Annotated in this window: 15 protein-coding genes; 2 read left to right on the top strand and 13 right to left on the bottom strand. The window is 72.3% G+C overall.

Going from position 1 to position 21046, the window contains the following annotated elements:
• Positions 1–161: 161 nt before the first annotated feature.
• The 13 genes from holA to C1N91_RS06400 all read right to left on the bottom strand — a co-directional run bounded on the left by holA (position 162) and on the right by C1N91_RS06400 (position 17680).
• Positions 162–1136, bottom strand: coding sequence for a DNA polymerase III subunit delta (holA, locus tag C1N91_RS16970; RefSeq protein ID WP_254678405.1), 975 nt, complete (start codon positions 1134–1136; stop codon positions 162–164).
• On the bottom strand, positions 1045–3696 hold the full coding sequence (locus C1N91_RS06455) for a ComEC/Rec2 family competence protein (protein ID WP_137767073.1): 2652 nt from the start codon (positions 3694–3696) through the stop codon (positions 1045–1047). The genes holA and C1N91_RS06455 overlap by 92 nt, the downstream gene beginning before the upstream one ends.
• Positions 3697–3767: 71 nt before the next feature.
• A complete protein-coding gene (locus tag C1N91_RS06450) occupies positions 3768–4559 on the bottom strand; it encodes a ComEA family DNA-binding protein (RefSeq protein ID WP_254678373.1) in 792 nt (263 codons plus the stop codon).
• 236 nt (positions 4560–4795) lie between these two features.
• Positions 4796–7369: a leucine--tRNA ligase gene (gene leuS, locus C1N91_RS06445; protein ID WP_137767072.1), complete on the bottom strand. Its 2574-nt coding sequence runs from the start codon at positions 7367–7369 to the stop codon at positions 4796–4798.
• Positions 7370–7438: 69 nt separating this feature from the next.
• Positions 7439–9148 (bottom strand): thiol reductant ABC exporter subunit CydC, encoded by a 1710-nt coding sequence (cydC, locus tag C1N91_RS06440; protein ID WP_137767071.1) that lies wholly within the window; start codon positions 9146–9148, stop codon positions 7439–7441.
• A complete protein-coding gene (cydD, locus tag C1N91_RS06435; protein WP_137767070.1) occupies positions 9145–10845 on the bottom strand; it encodes a thiol reductant ABC exporter subunit CydD in 1701 nt (566 codons plus the stop codon). The genes cydC and cydD overlap by 4 nt, the downstream gene beginning before the upstream one ends.
• A gap of 9 nt (positions 10846–10854) precedes the next feature.
• On the bottom strand, positions 10855–11859 hold the full coding sequence (cydB, locus tag C1N91_RS06430) for a cytochrome d ubiquinol oxidase subunit II (protein WP_137767069.1): 1005 nt from the start codon (positions 11857–11859) through the stop codon (positions 10855–10857).
• 1 nt (position 11860) lies between these two features.
• Positions 11861–13273 (bottom strand): cytochrome ubiquinol oxidase subunit I, encoded by a 1413-nt coding sequence (locus C1N91_RS06425; protein WP_137767068.1) that lies wholly within the window; start codon positions 13271–13273, stop codon positions 11861–11863.
• A gap of 287 nt (positions 13274–13560) precedes the next feature.
• Entirely contained in the window at positions 13561–14481 is a 921-nt protein-coding gene (locus C1N91_RS06420; protein WP_137767067.1) for an ABC transporter substrate-binding protein, read from the bottom strand.
• Positions 14478–15206, bottom strand: coding sequence for an ABC transporter permease (locus C1N91_RS06415; RefSeq protein WP_137767066.1), 729 nt, complete (start codon positions 15204–15206; stop codon positions 14478–14480). Before C1N91_RS06415 ends, C1N91_RS06420 begins: the two co-directional genes overlap by 4 nt.
• Positions 15203–15919 (bottom strand): ABC transporter permease, encoded by a 717-nt coding sequence (locus C1N91_RS06410; protein WP_137767065.1) that lies wholly within the window; start codon positions 15917–15919, stop codon positions 15203–15205. Before C1N91_RS06410 ends, C1N91_RS06415 begins: the two co-directional genes overlap by 4 nt.
• The gene (locus C1N91_RS06405) at positions 15916–16830 is read right to left on the bottom strand and encodes an ABC transporter ATP-binding protein (RefSeq protein WP_058729759.1); all 915 of its coding nucleotides are present in this window, start codon (positions 16828–16830) and stop codon (positions 15916–15918) included. Before C1N91_RS06405 ends, C1N91_RS06410 begins: the two co-directional genes overlap by 4 nt.
• Before the next feature lie 202 nt (positions 16831–17032).
• Positions 17033–17680, bottom strand: a complete 648-nt coding sequence (locus C1N91_RS06400) for a TetR/AcrR family transcriptional regulator (RefSeq protein WP_058729758.1) — start codon at positions 17678–17680, stop codon at positions 17033–17035.
• A gap of 152 nt (positions 17681–17832) precedes the next feature.
• Between C1N91_RS06400 and C1N91_RS06395 the strand changes: the two genes are divergently transcribed.
• Together C1N91_RS06395 and C1N91_RS06390 are read left to right on the top strand one after the other, a co-directional pair.
• Complete coding sequence (locus C1N91_RS06395) at positions 17833–18897, top strand: App1 family protein (protein ID WP_058729757.1); 1065 nt, start codon at positions 17833–17835, stop codon at positions 18895–18897.
• Positions 18898–18985: 88 nt separating this feature from the next.
• Entirely contained in the window at positions 18986–20872 is a 1887-nt protein-coding gene (locus tag C1N91_RS06390) for a glycoside hydrolase family 15 protein (protein ID WP_137767064.1), read from the top strand.
• The last annotated feature ends 174 nt before the right edge of the window (positions 20873–21046 follow it).

Below are 21046 nucleotides of genomic sequence, written 5' to 3'. Positions count from 1 at the left end.
TGTGCGCGTCGCGGTTGATTCAGTGCGACGCCCTACGAGCGATCGCCGACGAGCGATCGCCGACGAGCGATCGCCGACGAACCAGGGATCCGACATCGAACCAGCGACGCTCGCTGGTTCGACGTCGGGTCCGTGGTTCCATCCGGGAGGCGCGTCCCGGCTCAGCGCTCCTCGCCGCGTCGAGCGATGGTCCGGACCATGACCTCGAGCGCGTAGTGCGCGTCGCGCGACCCGCCCTTCACCGCGGTGTCCGCCGCCGCGATGCTCGTGATCGCGTTCGCCAGCCCCGCCTCGCTCCACCCCGCGACGTCGCGCTGCGCGCGCTGGACCTGCCACGGCGCCATGCCGAGCGCGGACGCCGCCTGACCGCTCGGCCCGCGGAAGGCGCTGACCTTCGCCATCGTGCGGACCTTGCTCGCGAACGCGGCGACGATCGGCACGGGTGCCTCCCCCGTCGCCAGGGCGTGCCGCAGCTCGACGATCGCCGGGGCCGAGCGGCCCGCGAGCGCGATGTCCGCGACCTTGAACGCGTTCGTCTCGACGCGGCCGCCGTAGTACTTGTCGACGGTCCGGTCGGTGATCTCCTCGGCCTCGTCCGCCAGCAGCTGCCGACAGGCGGCCGCGAGCTCCGCGAGGTCGTCCGAGAACGCCGCGACGAGCGTGCGGACCGCCGAGGGCGCGATCTTCCGCCGGGCGGCCCGGAACTCGGCGTTGACGAAGTCGATCTTGTCGGTGTCGCGCTTGAGCTCGTCGCACTGGACCTCGACGCCCCCGCCGACGCCGCTGCGGATGGTGTCGAGCAGCTTCTTGCCCCGCACGCCGCCACCGTGGCGGAGGACCAGCGTGACGTCGTCGGCGGGCGCCTGCAGGTACGAGATCGTCTCGGTGATGAAGGCGTCGGTGCACTTCTCGACGTTCGTCACCCGCACGAGTCGCGGTTCACCGAAGAGCGACGGGCTCGCGAGCGTCGCCAGGAGGCCCGGGGCGTACTGGTCCGCCTCGAGGTCGTGCACCTCGAGCGCCGGGTCCTCGCCGACGAGCAGGTCACGGAGGACGCTGCTCGCACGCTCGGCCAGGAACTGCTCGGGCCCGGTGACGAGCACGACGGGCGCCGGTCGGACGCCGGACCACGGCACCTGGTCGATCTTGGCGGCGGCGCGCGTGGGCTTCTTGGCGGGCATGCGTTCCTTCCGTCGGCTCCGGGGCGAGCTGGTCGGGGCCTGGTCCGATCCTACGGGCCGCCGCCGACGCAGCCGCCACCGTCCTGACCGTTGCCGACGGAACAGCCACCGGCCGGCCCGTCGCCGACGGAGCAGCCACCATCCGGACTGTCGCAGCAGCCGGCACGTTCGCGCCCAGCGCGGGCGCCGACGGCGGCGGAGCCGTCCGCTCGGTCCAGACCTGCAGTGCACCGTCGGCCGAGCGCGAGACCACGATGGTGCCCTGCTCGTCGGTGCGGAACGCGGTCGTCCCCGCCGCGCGGAGGGCGTCGAGCGCCGACGCCGTGGGGTGCCCGTAGGTGTTGTCGGCGCCGACGCCGATGAGCCCGATCGGCGCCGCGAGCTGCCGGTACAGCGCAGGGTCCTGGTCGGCGGACCCGTGGTGGGCGACCTTCACCACGTCGGGGTGCGGCTCCACGATCCGTCGGAGCCGCCGTTGCGCGCGCTCCCCGAGATCGCCGAGGAACACTCCCGTCACACACGCGGTGCACGCGGCGCCGCGCATCGTCTCGAGAACGAGACTCGCGTCGTTGCCGGAGCCCGGCGAACCGGCCGGCGGCCACGCCAGCCGCCAGTCCAGGGCGCCGAGGGTGCCCGACGTCCCGTTGTCGGCGGTGTGGACCTCGACGCCCGCCCGGTCGAGCTCCTCGACGACGCGGTCGTCCTCGGGCCGGCCGATCCGCCCGACGAGTGCCCGCGCCACCCGGTCCGCCACGGCCCCGACCGCGCCGACGTGGTCGCGGTCGAAGTGGGTGAGCACCAGCAGGTCGATGCGGTCGACCCCGAGCAGGTCGAGGCACCGGAGCAGCAGTCCCTCGTCGTCCCCGGTGTCGACGAGCGCGACCGGCCCGGCGCCGTCTCGGACCAGGACGGCGTCGCCCTGGCCGACGTCGCACGCGACGACCGACCAGTCCCCGGGAACGGTCGACCGCACGACGAGCCGCGGGACCGCCACGACCCCGAGGCCGATGGCGACGACGGCCCCGGCTGCCACCAGCGCCGATGTCCGTCGGCGCCGGTCCGCGAGCACGGCAGCGGCCAACGCCGTGCTCGCCGTCCCCGCCGTCGCGGCGCCGAGCGGTCCGGCCGGCCAGTCGAGTGTCGCCGCGGGCAGCGCCGCGACACCGTGTGCGATCGCGCCGATCGCCGCGGCGGGCGCCCAGGCGACGTGGGCGACCACCCCGGCGCCCCAGGGCCACACCGGAGCGAGCAGGCAGGCGAGGAGTCCGGTCAGGGTGACGACCGGCGCGAGGGGCTCCGTCAGCAGGTTCGCGGGCACGGCGTAGGTCGGCAGCGACGGGGCGAGCACGACCGTCACCGGCCAGCACGCGAGCTGTGCCGCGACCGGGATCGCCACGGCAGCGGCCACGGCTCGACCCCACCGCTCGGCGAGCAGCGCGGTCAGCGGCGGGGCGAGCACGATGATGCCGCCCGTAGCGAGCACCGACAGCGCGAACGCTGGAGCCCTGGCGTACCAGGGATCGACCACCAGCATGCCGAGCACCGTCAGCGCCAGCAGCGGGACCCCGCGGAGCGGTCGACCGGAGAGCCGGACGGCCAGCACGATGACCGCCATCACCGCCGCGCGCACGATCGACGGATCCGGGCGCACGAGCACCACGAACGCCACGAGGAACCCGACGGCCACGACCACCCGGACCACCCGCGGGAGCCCGAACGCTCGACACCCGGCCACGACGAGCGCGACGAGGACGGCGCAGTTCGACCCGGACACCGCCGTCAGGTGCGTCAACGCGGTGGTCTCCATCGCGGCCTCGGTCGCCGGATCGAGACCGCTGCGGTCCCCGATCGCCAAGCCGCGCAGGAGCGCACCGCCGGGTTCGGGCAGCCCGTCCGTCACGGTCACGAACGCCTGCCGAACGCGGTCCGTCCACGCGAGCAGCCCGGTCGGTGGCACGACCAGCGGACGTCCGCGCAGGAAGACCACCGCGGCGGTCGGGGACCCGTCGTCGTCGAGCTGCACCGTCCCGCGCACGCGGAGCGTCGACCCGGCCGCCGCAAGGAGCCGCTCGCCGGGAACCACGCGCACCGGGACAGCGAGCCCACCGACGGAGTCGAGCGCACGCATCGTGCCCGTCGTGGACCGGTCGGTGGCGGCGAGGTCCCGGGTGAGCACGACCTCGACGGACACGGTCCGCCCCGACCGGTCGACGAGTGCCCCCGGCGACCGCTCGGGCGCACCCACCGCGACGGCCACCGCGACCAGCGCACAGCAACCGGCGGTGATCAGGGCGACGCCGAGCACACCGCGCACCGCCGCCCCGCGGTCGCCCGACGACGGGTCGGGGACCACGGCGCCCTCGTCGTCGGTGCCGGACCTGTCGTGCCGTCCGGACCGCGCGAGCACCACGAGCACCAGGACGACGACGAGGCCGACCGCCCCGGCCGACGCAGCACACCACCACGAGGCGCACGGCGTCCCGACGAGCAGCACGGCTTCGACCCACGCGAACACCACCGGAACCGCCAGACGCAGCTCGGCCGCCCGCGGGCGCAGATCCCTGACGCTCGAGCGCACGTCCACGCTCAGACCCGGACCCGGTCGCGCAGCTCGGCGAGCCGCGTCTCCCCGATGCCGCTGACCTGGAGCAGGTCGTCCACGGCCGTGAAGCCGCCGTGCTCCTCCCGCCACGCCAGGATGCGCGCCGCGAGTGCCGGGCCGATGCCCGGCAGCGTCTCGAGCGTCGCTTGGTCGGCGGTGTTCAGGTCGACGACAGCCGCAGCGGCGTCCTCACCGCCCGCGCCGCTGCCCCCTGCGGCACCGCCGGCGCCTGACCCCCCGCCACCCGAGCCACCAACCCCCGGCGCATCCGGCCGGAGCGCGTCGGGTACCGGTCCCTCGCCGATCCGCGGCACGTACAGACGCTCCCCGTCCACCACCGGACGAGCGAGGTTGAGCCGCGCGAGGTCGGCGTCGCCCGTGGCACCCCCGGCACGCTGCAGCGCCTCGTCCACGCGCGTCCCGGCGGGGACCTCGACGACCCCGGCCCGGGCGACCGCGCCGACCACGTACACGGAGACCACCGCCGGGGTCGGCGAGCCGGAGGCCGTGCCGGAGACCTCGCCGGAGCCCGCCTTCGACCGGGCCGAGGCACCCGCATCCGGCACGCCGTCGGGGCCCCCGCTGACCGCCGCCGACGACGGGCCGCTCGTCACCGTCACACCGGCCGACGAGTGCGTCCCGAGCGTGCCGAGGGCGACGACCACCAGGGCGAGCACGACCACCACCGCAGCCAGCACCACGGCCGTCCGCGGCGACAGCGCGAACCGGGACATCCACGACCCGCCACCGGGCCGTCCAGGAGACGAAGCAGTCATGCCCGGCACGGTAGGTCGGCCGCGGGGACGGCGACGGCCCGGCGGTCCCTCCTGTGGAGGATCCCGCCGGGCCGCTCAGCTGGGGAGGACTGCCGCCTGCCAGCGAGCGGCCAGCCAGCCGGCCGTCAGCCCGCCGGCCGTCAGCCCGCCTGCCAGCCGGCCGTCAGCCAGCCGGTCGTCAGCCAGCTGGTCGTCAGCCAGCCGGTCGTCAGCCCACCCCCGCAGCAGGCGCCGTGTCAGCCCTTGATCGCGATGTTCACGAGCTTCGGCGCCCGCACGATGACCTTCACGATCTCGCGGTCGCCGATGTACCGCTGCACGTTCGCCGACGCGCGCGCGAGCTGCTCGAGCTCGTCGGCCTCGATCGACTTCGACACCTCGAACGAGTCCCGCACCTTGCCGTTGACCTGCACGACCGCGGTGAGGGTGTCCTGCACGAGGAGCGTCGGGTCGGCCTTCCGCCAGCCGTACGTGGCGACGGTCGCCTCGTAGCCCAGCTTCTCCCACATCTCCTCGCCGGTGTACGGCGCGAAGACGGCGAGGGCGAGGGCGATCGTCTCGACGGCCTCGCGTACGGCCGGGTCGCCGGCACCGGGGCCGCTGTCGACGGCCTTGCGGGTGACGTTGACCAGGTCCATCAGGCGCGCGATCACGACGTTGAACTTGAACGCCTCCATCATCCCCGGCGCATCGGCGAGGAACCGGTGCGTCACCTGGCGCAGGGCGCGGTCGCCGTCGGCCCACACGGCGTCGGGGGTCGACGTGACGTCGAGCGCCAGACGGTAGGCGCGGGCGAGGAAGCGCGCGGACGCCGACGGTGACACGTCCTCCCAGTTGATGTCGTCCTCCGGCGGACCGGCGAAGCCCATCACGAGACGGATCGCGTCGACACCGTTCGCGTCGAGCTCGTCACCGAGCGAGACACCGCCCTTCGACTTCGACATCTTCGAGCCGCCGGACAGCACCATGCCCTGGTTGAGCAGCGCCGAGAACGGCTCGGTGAAGTCGAGGTAGCCGAGGTCGAACAGCACCTTCGTGACGAAGCGCGCATACAGCAGGTGCAGGATCGCGTGCTCGATGCCGCCGATGTACTGGTCGACCGGCGCCCACTTCCGCGCGGCCTCGGGGTCGAACGCCTGCGTGTCGTCCTGGGCGGACAGGAAGCGCAGGAAGTACCACGACGAGTCGACGAACGTGTCCATCGTGTCGGTGTCGCGCGTCGCCGGGGTGCCGTCGACCGGGTTCGGCACGTTCACCCAGTCGGTTGCCCCGCCGAGCGGCGAGGTCCCCTTCGGCTTCAGGTCGAGGCCCTCGGTCGACGGCAGGCGCACCGGCAGCTGGTCCATCGGGACGGGGTGCTCGGTGCCGTCGGCGCCGTGGATGATCGGGATCGGGGTGCCCCAGAAACGCTGGCGCGAGATGAGCCAGTCGCGCAGGCGGTAGGTCTTCGCGGCCCGGCCGGTCCCGCGCTCCTCGAGCAGGGAGATCGCGGCGGTGATCGCGTGCTGCTTCGACATGCCGTCGAGCGGTCCGGAGTTGATCATCCGGCCCTGGCCGGTCAGCGCCTCGCCGGTCGCCACCGGGTCGAGGGCGGGCAGGTCCTCGAGCGTCGCGCCCTCGGGGATCACCGGGATCGCGCCGGTCACCGGCTGGTTGGTGTCGACGACGACCTGCACCGGCAGGTCGAACGCCCGGGCGAAGTCGAGGTCGCGCTGGTCGTGCGCCGGCACGGCCATGACGGCGCCGTGGCCGTAGTCGGCGAGGACGTAGTCGGCAGCCCAGATCGGCAGGCGCTCCCCCGTGAGCGGGTGGATCGCGGAGCGACCGAGCGGTACGCCGGTCTTCGGCCGGTCGGCGTTCTGCCGGTCGATCTCCGAGGTCTTCTGCGTCGCGGTCAGGTACTCGTCGAACGCCTCGCGCACCGCGGGCTCGGCAGACGACACCAGCTCCGCCGCCAGGTCGGAGTCCGGTGCCACGACCAGGAACGTCACCCCGTGGATCGTGTCCGGCCGCGTGGTGAACACCGTGACGGGCTCGTCGCGCCCCTCGATGACGAAGTCGACGTCGGCACCGACCGAGCGGCCGATCCAGTTGCGCTGCTGCGCGATGACCTTCGCCGGCCACCGACCCTCGAGCTGGTTGAGGTCGTCGAGCAGTCGGTCGGCGTACTTCGTGATCGCGAAGTACCACTGCGTCAGCTTCTTCTTGACGACGACGGCGCCGGAGCGGTCCGAGGTGCCGTCGGGCAGCACCTGCTCGTTCGCGAGCACGGTCTGGTCCACCGGGTCCCAGTTGACCCAGCTGTCCTTCCGGTAGGCCAGGCCCTTCTCGTACATCTTCAGGAACAGCCACTGGTTCCACTTGTAGTACTCGGGGTCCGAGGTGTGGATCTCGGTCGTCCAGTCGAACGACGGCGCGTACCGCTTGAACGACGCCTTCTGCTGCTCGATGTTCGCGTACGTCCACTCCGCCGGGTCGACGCCGCGCTTGATCGCCGCGTTCTCGGCGGGCAGCCCGAAGGAGTCCCAGCCGATGGGGTGCAGGACGTTGAAGCCCTGCTGCCGCCAGTAGCGCGCCACGAAGTCTCCGAGCGCCCAGTTCTCGGCGTGCCCCATGTGCAGGTCGCCGGACGGGTACGGGAACATCTCGAGGATGTACTTGCGCGGGCGCGAGTCGTCGAGGTCGGTCGTGAAGAGCCCGAGCTCCTCCCAGCGGGGCTGCCACTTCTCCTGGATGCGGCGGAAGTCGTAGGCGTCCGGGTCGACGGCGTCGTGCTCGGTCGAGTGCGCAGTGGAGTGCTCGGTGGTCACGATCACCAAGGGTACAAGGCCTGGAGGCCCGCCCCGGCCCCGCCGACGCACCGCCCGTCCGGCGGACGGTCACCGGATCGAGCGGGCGGCTCCGTCCGTGACCAGGCGCCCGTCACGCATCCGCAGGGTCCGGTCCACGAGGTCGGCCGGCACCGGCACGTGCGACACGACGAGGACCGTGCGACCGGCCTGCCGCGCGGCACCGACGAGGTCACGCAGCACGGCGTCGCCGAGGTCCGGGTCGACGTCGGCCGTCGGCTCGTCGAGCACCAGCACCGGGAAGGCGTGCAGCAGCGCTCGGGCGAGCGCGAGCCGGTGCGCCTGTCCGCCGGACAGCAGCCCGCCACGCTCCCCCACCGGGGCGTCCAGCCCGCCGCGCCGTTCGCCCCACGGTCCGAGCCCCACGCGGTCGAGCACGTCGACGAGCTCGGCGTCCGTGGCGGTGTCGCGCGCGAACAGCAGGTTCTGCCGCACCGACTGGTCGAACACGAACGGGTCCTGCTCCACCAGACCGACCCGGGCGCGGACCGCGTCGGGGTGCATCGTCCGGGCCTCGACCCCGTCGAGCGTGTAGGAGCCCTCGTGGTCGACGAACCGCACCAGGGCGTCCACGAGCGTCGACTTCCCGGCGCCGCTCGGGCCCTCGAGCACGACGACCTCACCCGGCTGCAGGTCGAGCGACACCCGGTCGACCGCCGGCGTCGCTGCACCGGGCCACCGCACCGTCACGTCGCGCAGCGCCACCCGGACCGGCCCGTCGACGACGAGCTCCGCCGGATCGGCCGGTGCGTCCGGCTCCGGCACGATGCCGTCCGGCAGCACCGCGGGCACGACCTGCTCGACGCGTTCCGCGGCGGCACGGACCCGTCGGAGCGTCAGGACGGCGAGCGGCACCCCGCCGACGACCTCGAAGAGCGCGAGGGGCACGAAGACGGCGAGCGCCCAGAGCGGACCGCCCAGGGCACCCGAGACGACCGCGGGCGCGCCGACCGCGAGGACCCCGACCACCGCGCCCCCACCGACCAGGCTGACGAGCGCCCCGACGAGCGACTCGACGGTCGCGCGACGCCGGACGGCTCGGGTCACGCGTGCGTCGAGCGCCGCCACGGCCGCGAGGCGGTCGGGCAGCGTGCCGTACGCGGTGAACACGTCGAGGGTCCGGACGGTGTCGAGCACCAGGTCGGCCACGCGTCCTCGCTCGGCGGCCGTCTCGCGGTCCGACCGACGCGCGACGGCGAGCGTCGCGACCGTGCCGAGCAGCGCGGCGAGCGCGAGGGCGACGACGAGGACGACCGCCGCCGGCCACCAGACCACCGCGACCGCCACGACCGAGAGCAGGGCGACGACGGCCGCCGAGACGAGCGGCCCGACCACCCGGATCGGCAGGTCCTGCAGCCGGTCGGTGTCGGTGACGAGCCGGGTGAGCAGGTCGCCGCGCCCGGTGGCCCCGAGCCCGGCCGGCGCGACCGAGGCGAGCCGTCGGTACATCTCGGTCCGGACGACGGCGAGCTGGCGGAAGGACGCGTCGTGCCCGGCGAGCCGGTCGACGTAGCGCAGCGCTGCACGGCCGAGGGCGAACGCGCGCACCCCGACCATGACGAGCGTCAGGTACAGGATCGGTGGCTGCTCGGCCGCACGGGTGATGAGGTAGCCGCTCGCGGCGAGGAGCGCGACCGCGCAGACCGCACTGAGCGTGCCGGCGGACACCGCCTTCGCCCAACCGGCCCCGTGCGGCAGGGCCAGCCGCAGGACGGAGGTGGGACGGGCCTCCCGGCTCATGCGCGTGCCTCCTGTCGGTGCGTCACGGTCACGGCTCCCCCGGGGCGGAGGTCGACGCGGACGTCCGCGGCGGCCAGCACGGCGGGGCGGTGGCTCGCCACCACGACGACCGCACCCTCGGCCGCGAGCGACCGCACGGCCTCGACGACGGTGCGTTCCGCGTCGGCGTCGAGGGCCGACGTCGGCTCGTCGAGCAGGACGAGCGGGGTGCGTGCGCGACGGGCCCGGTAGAGGGCACGCGCGACCGCGACACGCTGCGCCTGGCCGCCGGACAGGCCGGCTCCCCCAGGTCCGACCGGGAGGCCCGGCTCGAGTCCCAGCCCCGCCTCGCCCAGGGCGCGGCGCACGTCGTGGTCGTCGGGTCGCGTGTGCAGGGCGACGTTCTCGGCGACCGTGCCACGGACCAGGCGGGGGCGCTGGTCGCCCCAGGTCGTGCGGTCCGCACGGGACGCGCCTGCCGGGCCGGGCACGGTCACCGTGCCGTCGTGCGGCAGGACGCCGCGGATCGCGGCGACGAGGCTGGACTTGCCGGAGCCGCTGGGTCCGGCGAGCGCGACGACGGTGCCGGGAGCGGCGCGCAGGTCGAGCGGGCCGACGACGACGTCCGGCCGGCGGACCACCACGCCCTCGAGCACCAGGTCTGTGGCCGGGCCGGCGAGGTCGTCGGAGGCGTCGGCGCCGGACGCCTCGATGCCGACGCCGGTCGACGCCGTGCGGCCGCGGTCGTCGAGGACGTCGAGGACGGCGCCGGACGCCTCGACGCCGTCCTGGGCGGCGTGGAAGTCGGCGCCGACCTGGCGGAGGGGCGCGAAGGCCTCCGGGGCGAGGACGAGGACGAACATCGCGGCACCGAGGCCGAGCGACCCGTCGACGAGCCGGACGCCGATCGACACCGCGACGAGGGCGACGGACAGGCTGGCCGCGAGCTCGAGGGCGAATCCGCTGACGAAGGACAGCCGCAGGACCCCGATCGTGCCGCGGCGGTACTCGTCGGTGACGGTGGCGATCCGCCCGACCTGGCGACGGGCACGTCCGAAGACCTTGAGGGTCGCGAGGCCCTCGACCGCCTCCGTGAACGCGCCACCGAGACGGGTGAGGGCGTCGGACTGCCGCCGCTGGAGCGCCTGGGTCGCCAGACCGATGAGCACCATGAAGACGGGGATCACCGGCATCGCGAGCACGATGACGACCGCGCTCGTCAGGTCGCCGAGCCCGATCGCGACGAGGAGGACCGGGGTCGCGACGGCGGTGAGCGCGAGCTGCGGGACGTAGCGCCCGAAGTAGGCGTCGAGGGCGTCGAGCCCGGGGCCGAGGGCCGTGGCGAAGCCCGCGCTCGACCGCTCTGCGAGCCAGGACGGGCCGCGCTCCGCCGCGCGGGCCAGGACGGTCGCGCGCAGCTCGCTCTTCACCGTCGCGCCGGCCCGGGCCGCGAGGTCGTCGGTCGCCCAGGCCGCGACGGCCCGGACCACGAACGCGCCGGCGAGCAGCGCGAGCGTCGGGACGAACGCGGCGGGGACGTCCCCGTTGGCGAGCCGGCCGTCCCGGACCGCGTCGACGCCGAGCGTGACCGCCGTGGCGATCCCCCACGCGATGCCGATCGTCGCGAGCGTGCGGACCAGGCCCGTCGCCGCGGAGGCGACGACGGACCAGCGCGCGGCACGCGACAGGCGGAGCAGGCGGGGGTCGAGCGGCTTCACCGGGGTCTCCTAGTGCGCGGCCTGGTCGATGTGCGCCCGGGACACGCGCTTCCGGAACACCCAGTAGGTCCACGCCTGGTAGGCGAGCACGAGCGGCACGAAGACCAGCGCCACCCAGCTCATCACCGTCAGCGTGTACTGGCCGCTCGACGCGTTCGTGACGTTCAGGCTGTTCGCCGGGTCGTTCGACGCGGGCATGACGTCCGGGAAGATCGCCGTGAACATCGCGAGGACCACCGCGGCGATCGTGACCGCCATCAGCGTGAACGCGCGGCCCTCCTTGCCCCAGACGGTGCAGAGCACGGCCAGGACGAGCGCGAGTGCGGCGACGACCGAGAGCACGAGGCTGGCCGGGGTCGCGCGGACGAACGCCATGGACACCAGGAACGCGGCGGCGACGACGATCGTCAGGACGCCCGCCCGGGTCGCCAGGCGCTTCGCCCGCTCGCGGATGTCGCCCTCGGTCTTCAGCGCGACGAACACCACGCCGTGGGTGAAGAACACCAGCAGGGTGGCGAGCCCGGTCAGCAGCGCGAAGGGGTTGAGCAGGTCGAGGAACGTGCCGGTGAAGTTGTGTCCGGCGTCCATCGGGATGCCCCGGACGACGTTGCCGAACGCCACGCCCCACAGGAACGCCGGAACGGCACTGCCGACGACGATCATCAGGTCGAAGCGGCGCTTCCACTCCGGGTGCTTCCGCTGGTGGCGGTACTCGAACGACACCCCGCGGGCGATGAGCGCCACCAGGATGAGCAGCAGCGCGAGGTAGAAGCCGGAGAACATCGTCGCGTACCACTCCGGGAACGCCGCGAACAGGCAGGCCCCGGCGACGATCACCCACGTCTCGTTGAGGTCCCAGACCGGGCCGATCGTGTTGATGAGGACACGGCGGTCGGTGTCGTCCTTGCCGAGGAACGGCAGGGACATGCCGACGCCGAAGTCGAAGCCGTCGAGGACGAAGTACCCGACGAAGAAGAGTCCGACGATCGCGAACCAGAGAACGGGCAGGTCCATCTCAGTACACCGTCACTTCGTGCTTGACCTCGCCGGTGGCCTCGTCGACCTCCGCAGGGGCGGCGGGGCCCTCCTGCGCGACCTTCTTGATGAGCTTGAACTCGACGACCGCGAGCGCACCGTAGATCAGCGTGAACACCACGAGCGAGATGAGGACCTCGACCCCGGTGACGTTCGGCGAGACACCGTCCGCCGTGCGGAGCAGGCCGAACACCAGCCACGGCTGACGACCCATCTCGGTGAAGACCCAGCCCATGATCATCGCGGCCATCGGGAGCGGGACCGACCAGGTCGCCACGCGCCAGACCCAGCGCTGCGTGGGGAACCGGCCCTTGCGGGTCAGCCAGAGGCCGACGACCGAGACGAGGACCGCGCCGACACCGAGGGCGATCATCCAGCGGAACGACCAGTAGGTCACCCAGATGATCGGCTTGTAGTCACCGGGGCCGTAGACCTGCGAGTACTGCGCCTGCAGGTCGTTGATGCCCTCGACCGTGCCGGTGAAGGTGTGGGTCGACAGGAAGGACAGCAGGTACGGGATGCGGATCGAGAACAGCTCGTGGACCCCATCGGGGGTGCCGAGCGTGAAGATCGAGAACGAGGCGTCCTTGCCCGTCGAGGTGTTGTACAGCGCCTCGGCCGCGGCCATCTTCATCGGCTGCGTGTCGACCATCGTCAGCCCGAGCTGGTCGCCGGACAGCACGGTCAGCGCACCGGACGCGAGCATCGTCCACATGCCGAACTTGAGCGCCGGCATCATCGTCTCGAGGTTCTGGTTGCGGGCGAGGTGCCAGGCGGCGACCGCGATGATGACCGAGGCCGCGACCATGAACGCACCGAAGAGCGTGTGCGGGAAGGCGGCCAGCGCGACCTTGTTCGTCAGGACGGCCCAGATGTCGGTGAGCTCGGCGCGGCCCTTCGCCTCGTTGATCGCGAAGCCGACGGGGTGCTGCATGAAGGCGTTCGCCGCCAGGATGAAGTACGCCGACATCATCGTGCCGACGCTGACGCACCAGATGCTCGCCAGGTGCAGGGCCCGCGGCAGGCGGTCCCAGCCGAAGATCCAGATGCCGATGAACGCCGCCTCGAAGAAGAACGCGAGGATGCCCTCGAGCGCGAGCGGCGCCCCGAACACGTCACCGACGAACCGCGAGTAGTTCGACCAGTTCATCCCGAACTGGAACTCCTGCACGATGCCGGTGACGACGCCCATCGCGAAGTTGATGAGGAAGATGCGACCGAAGAACCGGGTCAGCTGCAGGTAGTGCGCACGCCCGGTCCGCACCCACGCCGACTGGAACACGGCGACGACGAGCGCCATGCCGATGGTCAGCGGGACGAAGAGGAAGTGGTAGATCGTCGTCAGACCGAACTGCCACCGCGACAGGATCAGGGGGTCGAGGATGTCGTTCATGCGGCGTGTCCGAGCCGGTCCGCCGCGCGCTGTTCGTGCACGAGAGATGCCTCTTCCGAGAGGAGGAACTAGTACTTGTCACCCCGTCGGGACACCTCCACGCTACCGGCCGGACACCTGCTTCGACAAGTTGTAGAGACGCACTCTGCACGAACGTGCAGCGGCATTGGTCGGCACAACCGTGCGGAACGACGGTGCCTGGGAACGCCGTCCACGAACGAAGACAGGTGCCGGGCCGAAGCCCGACACCTGTCGTTCGATCCTGGTCGGCGCCGCGCGCCGGCCGACTAGAGCAGACCCTCGTCCTGGAGGAACTGCTTGGCGATCTGGGACGCCTTCTCCTTGTCCGTGACGCTCTTCTCGTTCAGCTCGATGAGCTTGTCGGTCGTGAGCTTCTCGTTCACCTCGTCGATGGCGTCGGCAGCCTTCTCGTCGACCTTGTCGGAGACGACCGGGATGACGTTCTGCGGCAGGATCAGGTTCTCCGGGTCCTTCAGCGAGACGAAGTCGTTCGCCTTGATGCTCGGGTCCGCGCTGTAGATGTCGGCGAGCTGGACGGTGCCGTCCTTGAGCGCCTTCACCGTCAGGGCGCCGCCGGAGTCCTCGATCGCCGTGAAGTCGACGTCCACGCCGTAGACCGACTTCAGGCCCTCGGGCCCGTACGGGCGGGTCTGGAACTCGGAGTTCGCGCCGACGGTCAGCTTCTCCTTGACGTTCTTCAGGTCGGACAGGCTCGTGACGTCGTTCTCCTCGGAGAACTGCTTCGTCACGGTGTAGCTGTCCTGGTCCGTCGCCTCGGCCTCGTCGAGGACGCGCAGGCCCTTCGGCAGGGCCTTCTCGAGCGCCTCGTCGATCTGGTCGGCGCTCTTGGCCGTCGACTCCTTGTCGAAGTACTGCAGCAGGTTGCCGCTGTACTCCGGCATGACGTCGATGGCGCCCTTCTCGAGCTGCGGGATGTAGACCTCGCGCTGCCCGATGTTGAAGTTGCGCTGGACGGTGAAGCCGTCCTTCTCGAGCACCTGGGCGTAGAGCTCGGCGATGATCTCGTTGGAGTAGTACTGCTGCGAGCCGATGACGATCGTCTTCGAGTCGGAGGACGCGCTGGAGCCGCTGCTGAGCGGGTCTCCCGACGAGCAGCCGGTCAGGGCTGCTGCGACGCCGAGTGCCGTTGCGGCGGCGAGGGCGACGCGGATCCGTGCTGTGATCACGATGGGTTTCCTTCCGGGATGGGATTGCGGGCTCGCTCGCGCGATCCCTGGCGCTGCCGCGCGGACGGGTCGAGGGTGCCCTTCGGCACCGACGCCCGCTGCAGTGCGGCGAACACGATCTCGAACGCGATCGCGAGTGCGATCACGAGGACGGACGCGCCGAGCATCTCGGCGTAGTCCTGGGTCTTGAGGCCGAGGAAGAAGTAGCCGCCGAGACCTCCGGCGCCGACGTAGGCGGCCAGGGTGGCGGTCGCGACGACCTGGAGCACGGCCGACCGGATGCCGCCGATCAGCAGCGGGAGGCCCAGCGGGACCTCGACCTTCCAGAGGACCTGCCAGCCGGTCATGCCCTGGGCCTTCGCGGCGTCGATCGTCACCGGGTCGACGGACTCGATGCCCGCGTACGCTCCGGCGAGCACCGACGGGATCGCCAGGACCACGAGGGCGAGCAGCGGTGCCTCGAGCCCGATGCCGAGCAACAGGCCGAAGAGCGACAGCACGCCGAGCGTGGGTAGTGCGCGGATGCCGCCGGACAGGGCGATCGAGAAGCCGCGCGCCCGGCCGGTGTGCCCGATCGCGTACCCGATCGGGACCGCGATCAGCGACGCGATGGCGACCGCGAGCAGGGTGATCCACACGTGTTCCCAGAGCCGCTCGGGGATCGCGTTGAAGCCGGTGTAGTTGGCGGGGTCGAACACCCAGCCGAAGGCCTGACCGATGATCACGAGACGACCTCCGCCCGCTGCAGGACCCGGCGCGCGGTGCGACGGCTCCGGGGTGCGCGGCGCGTCCACGGCATCACCAGTCGGCCGAGCGCCACGAGCAGGCCGTCGAGCGCGAAGGCGAGCACGAGGACCATGACGATGCCGGAGAGGATCTCCTCGTAGATGCCACGCGCGAGTCCGTCGGTGAAGAGCGATCCGAGGCTCTGGATGCCGAGCACGGCGCCGACGGTCGTGAGCGAGATCGTCGAGACCGTGACGACCCGCAGGCCCGCGAGCAGGACGGGGCCGGCGAGCGGCAGCTCCACACGGAAGAAGCGCTGCACGGTCGAGTAGCCCATGGCTGTCGAGGCCGCCTTCGTGCCGGCGTCGACCGAGGTCAGGCCGTCCACCGTCGAGCGGACCATGAGCGCCAGGCCGTAGATCGTCAGGCTGATGATCACGTTGACCGGGCTCTGCAGGCTCGTCCCGATGATGCCCGGCAGCGCGACGAAGAGCGCCAGCGACGGGATCGCGTAGAGCAGTCCCGCGAAGGTCACGATGCCGCTGCCGAGCCCGGCGGCGAAGCGCGATCCGCCCGGCCGCTGCAGTCGGACCACCACCCAGCCGATCGGGATGGAGAGCAGGAAGCTGATGATGATCGGTGGGATCGCGATCGCGAGGTGCGCGATCGTGGCGTCACTGATCGTGTCGAGGTTCGACAGGATCCAGTTCACCGCGGTCCCCCACCCTGCGCCGGAGCACCCGGGGCGGTGTCACGCGCCCCGGCCTCTGCTGCCTGCGGCACCGCGGCTGCGGCGTCGACCACCTGGACCGGGCCCGTCAGCACGCCGGCCGCCCGACCGTCACCGTCGACGACGATCGGTCCGGTCGGGGTCTGCTCGACGCGCAGGGCACGCCGTCCGCGCCCGGCACCGATGAAGTTCGCGACGAAGTCGTCAGCGGGCTCGGCCAGGATCTCGGCGGGGGTGCCGAGCTGCGCGATCTCGCCGCCCTTCTTCAGGATGACGACCTGGTCGCCGAGCTTGAACGCCTCGTCGATGTCGTGCGTCACGAAGACGACGGTCTTGCCGAGCTCCCGCTGCAGGCGGATGAGCTCGTCCTGCAGGTCGTTCCGCACCAGCGGGTCGACGGCGCCGAACGGCTCGTCCATGAGCAGGACGTTCGGGTCGACGGCGAGACCACGCGCCACGCCGACGCGCTGCTGCTGGCCGCCGGAGAGCTGGGAGGGGTACCGGTCCGCGAAGGCCCGGTCGAGGCCGACGGTGTCCATCAGCTCGAGCGCACGAGCACGCGCTTCCCCCTTGGAGACGCCGGTCAGCAGCGGGACGGTCGCGATGTTGTCGGCGACCTTCCGGTGCGGCAGCAACCCGGCGTTCTGCATGACGTACCCGATGCGGCGACGGAGCTGCACGGGGTCGACCCCGGCGACGTCCTCGCCGTCGATCTCGACCGTCCCCGACGACGGGTCGACCATCCGGTTGATCATGCGGAGCAGGGTCGTCTTGCCGCAGCCGCTGGAGCCGACGAAGACGGTGGTCGTCCGCGACGGGATGACGAGGCTGAAGTCGTCGACCGCGTTGGTGCCGTCCGGGTACGTCTTGCGCACCGAGCGGAACTCGATCATGTGGGTGCCCTTCTGTTCGGAGGTAGCCCGACTCCGCACGAGCGTACCCGCGCATCGAGGACAGCGTTCCACCGTGACCGGTCATGACGGCTCGCGGACAACGACGCCCGCACTCCCTGTTCGGGAGCACGGGCGTCGGTGGATGGTCCGGTGTGTCGGTCGGGCGCGTCGCGCGGGCGACTGCGGACCGGGCGGCTCCGTGTCAGGCTGCTGCGGCGACCGCCTCTAGGTGGGCACGGCTCATCGTGCGGTACTCCTCGATGAGCGCGGTGTCGGGAGCGGACCGGTCGCGGAGCGCCCGAGCGATCACGGCGTGGGCCGACTCCGCCAGCACGACCCACGCACGCTCCGGACGCTCGCCGAGCGGGTAGCCGAACCGGTCGTGCAGGATCTGCGCAACGGCCGCCCCCAGCGCGGCCATGCGGTCCTCGGCGTCACCGGTGCCGGTGTCCGCGGGGTCACCGAAGCGGATCGCCCGGAAGCCCGGCTCCGACCGGTACATCTCGACGGTCGCGTCGATGAGCGCGTCGTGCGCGTCCTGCCACGTCGTGGCGTCGCTCTCGTCGAGCGCGGTGAGGAAGCGCTCGGCGAGCCGCTGGGTGCTCCGGATCGCCAGTGCCTCGACCACGGCGATGCGGTCCGGGAAGTACCGGTAGACCGTGCCGATCGACGCCCCCGCGCGCTCGGCCACCATGGCGGTGGTCAGCCGCTCGAACCCGATCTCGTCGATCACGGCCGCCGCGGCGTCGAGGAGTCCCGCGAGGCGCGCCGAACTGCGGGCTTGGACCGGCTCGTTCCTGAGCAGTGATGATCCCCCCGGCAGTGCGTTCGATACCTCGGTGACGAGCACGTGTTCTCCTCTTGCGCTCCCGGCGGAGCGCGGTCATGTGGGATGTGACGGAGAGGACTCTCGCACAGACCGGCTGGAACGTGGCTGCGACTCACCCCTGTGGCGCGGTCGCGCGACCGGCGTCGGCGCTCCTCGCGTGGAAGGATGGGGCCATGCCCGACCCGACGCCCCACGAGCCGTCGTTGGCCGAACCGATCCTCCACCGGGCCGCCCGGATCGAGGACGCCGTCCAGGAGTTCCGCGAGCACCGGGCTCGTCGGCGTGGCCTCGTGCCGACCGTGATCCCGTACACGGGCTACGGCGCACCGGGCTGGATCCGCGTGCTCTGCCGGGTGCTGCTGACGCGTCGAGGTCTCGCGTCCGACGCTTCGTACTACGGCGTGCGCGGTTGGCGGAGCTTCACGAGCGTGGCCGTCGACGACGCCGAGGTCACCGTGACGGCCGGCGGGACGACGCACGTGGTGCAGTCCGACCGCGGCGGCGTGGTCGACGTGAAGGTCCCGATCGACCTCGAACCCGGTTGGCAGACCGTGCGCCTTTCGGCCGGTGGGATGCGCGACGTCGAGGCCGACGTGTTCATCGTGGACCCGGAGACACGCTTCGGCCTGCTCTCCGACATCGACGACACCGTCATGGTCACCTCGCTCCCCCGCCCGATGCTCGCGGCGTGGAACTCGTTCGTGCTCACCGAGCACGCGCGCCGCCCGGTCCCGGGGATGTCCGTGCTCTACGAACGCGTCCTCGCGCAGCACCCGGGCGCCCCCACCGTGTACCTGTCGACCGGGGCGTGGAACGTCGCGCCGACCCTGCAGCGCTTCCTGACCCGGAACATGTACCCGTCCGGCACGCTCCTGCTGACGGACTGGGGCCCGACCCACGACCGCTTCTTCCGCAGCGGGCAGCTCCACAAGCAGCAGAACCTCCGGCGGCTCGCCAGCGACTTCCCGGACGTGCAGTGGCTGCTGGTCGGTGACGACGGGCAGCACGACGAGACCCTCTACGGCGAGTTCGCCCGGGAGCACCCGGAGAACGTCGCCGGCGTCGCCATCCGCCAGCTGTCCACCAGCGAGGCGGTCCTCGCCGGTGGGCGGTCCCGCGCGCAGGAACGCACGCGCGCCGGATCCGCTCCGTGGGTGTACGCGCCGGACGGTGCCGGGATGTGGGCGGAGCTCAGCCGGGTCGGCCTGGTTGACGCGGACCCGTCAGCCCCGCTCTGAACCCTGCACAGGCTGCTCCGACGCCCGCGCTGTGCACACCTTCAGCGCCGTCGGGCCGCTCGGCGGTCGCCGGTGCCAGGATCGAGCCATGAGCACCGCGACCCCGCTGAACCGCATCGAGGACCACGCCCTCATCGGCGACACCTACACGGCAGCCCTGGTCGGCCGCGACGGCACGATCGACTGGGCGTGCTTGCCCCGCTTCGACAGCCCCTCGACCTTCGCGTCGCTGCTCGGCACCGAGGACCACGGGCACTGGTCGCTCCGCCCGACCGACCCCGAGGCCACGAGCACACGGCACCACCACCCCGACACCCTCGTGCTCTCCACCGTGTGGACCACGTCCACCGGCGTCGTCGAGGTCACCGACCTCATGCCGATCGGCGCCCATCGAGCGGCGATCATCCGTCGGGTGCGCGGCCTGCAGGGCTCGGTCGAGGTCGAACAGACCCTGCGCATCCGCTTCGACTACGCCAGGGCGCTCCCCTGGGTCCGGCAGATCGGCGGTGACGAGGACCCCGCGCTCCTCGCGACCGCCGGCCCCGGCTCCGTCGTCGTCCGCGGCGTGCGATTCCGCGCTGACGACCACCGGCACACGCACGCAGTCACCGTGCACGACGGCGACGTCGTCGACACGGTGCTCACCTGGTACCCGTCGCACCGCGAGCCGCCGGAGCCGCTCGACGTCGACGCCGCACTGCAGGCGACGGAGCACTGGTGGCGTGACTGGATGGCGACCGCGCACACCGAGGGTCCCTACGCCGAGGCGAGCCGACGCTCCCTGCTGCTGCTGCGTGCGATGACCCACGGGCAGACCGGCGGCGTCGTGGCGGCGGCCACGACGAGCCTCCCGGAGGACCCGGGCGGTGAACGCAACTGGGACTACCGGTACGTCTGGCTCCGCGACGCCTCCCTGGCGCTCGCCTCGCTCATCGCCCACGGCTACCGGGACGAGGCGATGCACTGGCGGGGCTGGCTGCTCCGCGCGATCGCCGGCGACCCCGCCGACGTGCAGATCATGTACGGCATCGCGGGCGAACGCGAACTGCCCGAACGCACGCTCGACGAGCTGCCCGGGTACCTCGACTCGACCCCGGTGCGGCTCGGCAACGGCGCATCGACGCAGTACCAGGGCGACGTCTTCGGTGAGGTCCTGGCTGCCCTGCACGACGCCCGAGAGCTCGGCGTCGAGGAGAACGCCGACTCGTGGGCGCTGCAGCGCGCCCTGCTCGGCTACGTCGAGGAGCACTGGCAGCAGCCCGACAACGGCATCTGGGAGATGCGCGGGCCGCGGCGGCACTTCACGCACTCGCGAGCGATGATCTGGGCCGCGTTCGACCGCGGGGTCGCCGCCGTCGAGGAGTTCGGGCTCGAGGGCCCCGTCGACCGGTGGCGCCAGCTGCGCGACGAGGTCCGCGCCGAGATCGAGCAGCACGGCTGGAACGCCGAGCGCGGCAGCTACCGGCAGCACTACGACACCGACGAGGTCGACGCGAGCCTGCTGGTCCTGCCGCAGATCGGGTACGTGCCCGCCGACGACCCGCGCATGACCGGGACGGTCGCCGCGATCGAGCAGGACCTGCGCGTCGGCGACCACGGGCTCGTCCTCCGGTACCGGACGACCTCCGGGTTCGACGGGCTGTCCGGCAGCGAGCACCCGTTCCTCGCGTGCTCGTTCTGGCTCGTCGAGCAGTACGCCGCCTCCGGACGGGTCGAGGACGCCGAACGCCTGATGGACGTGCTCGTCGGGTACGCGAACGACGTCGGCATGCTCTCCGAGGAGATCGACGTCGCGACCGGGCACCACATCGGGAACACCCCGCAGGTGCTCTCCCACCTGACGCTCGTGTCCGCAGCGGACGCGATCGCCCGGGCCCGAGGGACCTCGTCGGGGCACCGGACGCGCCTCGCCGTGCACGACGGGGGCACGCGCTCGTGGACGGGTGGCGGCCGCCGGGCCGGCGCCCCGTCCTGAGCCCGGGCCGCACTGCGCGGAGGAGGCTGATCCGCCCATCGCGAGCCGTCCCGCCGCGCCTCCGATGCGCGCAACGGCCCCCCATGCCCGGTGCGGCGGGCGGGAACCGGCGCGCAGACGGACGGGAACCGGCACACGGACGGACGGGAGGCGCGGTGCCAGCCGGCACCGCGC

The organism is Curtobacterium sp. SGAir0471 (assembly GCF_005490985.1).
GTDB lineage: Bacteria > Actinomycetota > Actinomycetes > Actinomycetales > Microbacteriaceae > Curtobacterium.
Note: the sequence above shows the minus strand (reverse complement) of the source record. Positions and strands in the feature narration are given on the sequence as shown.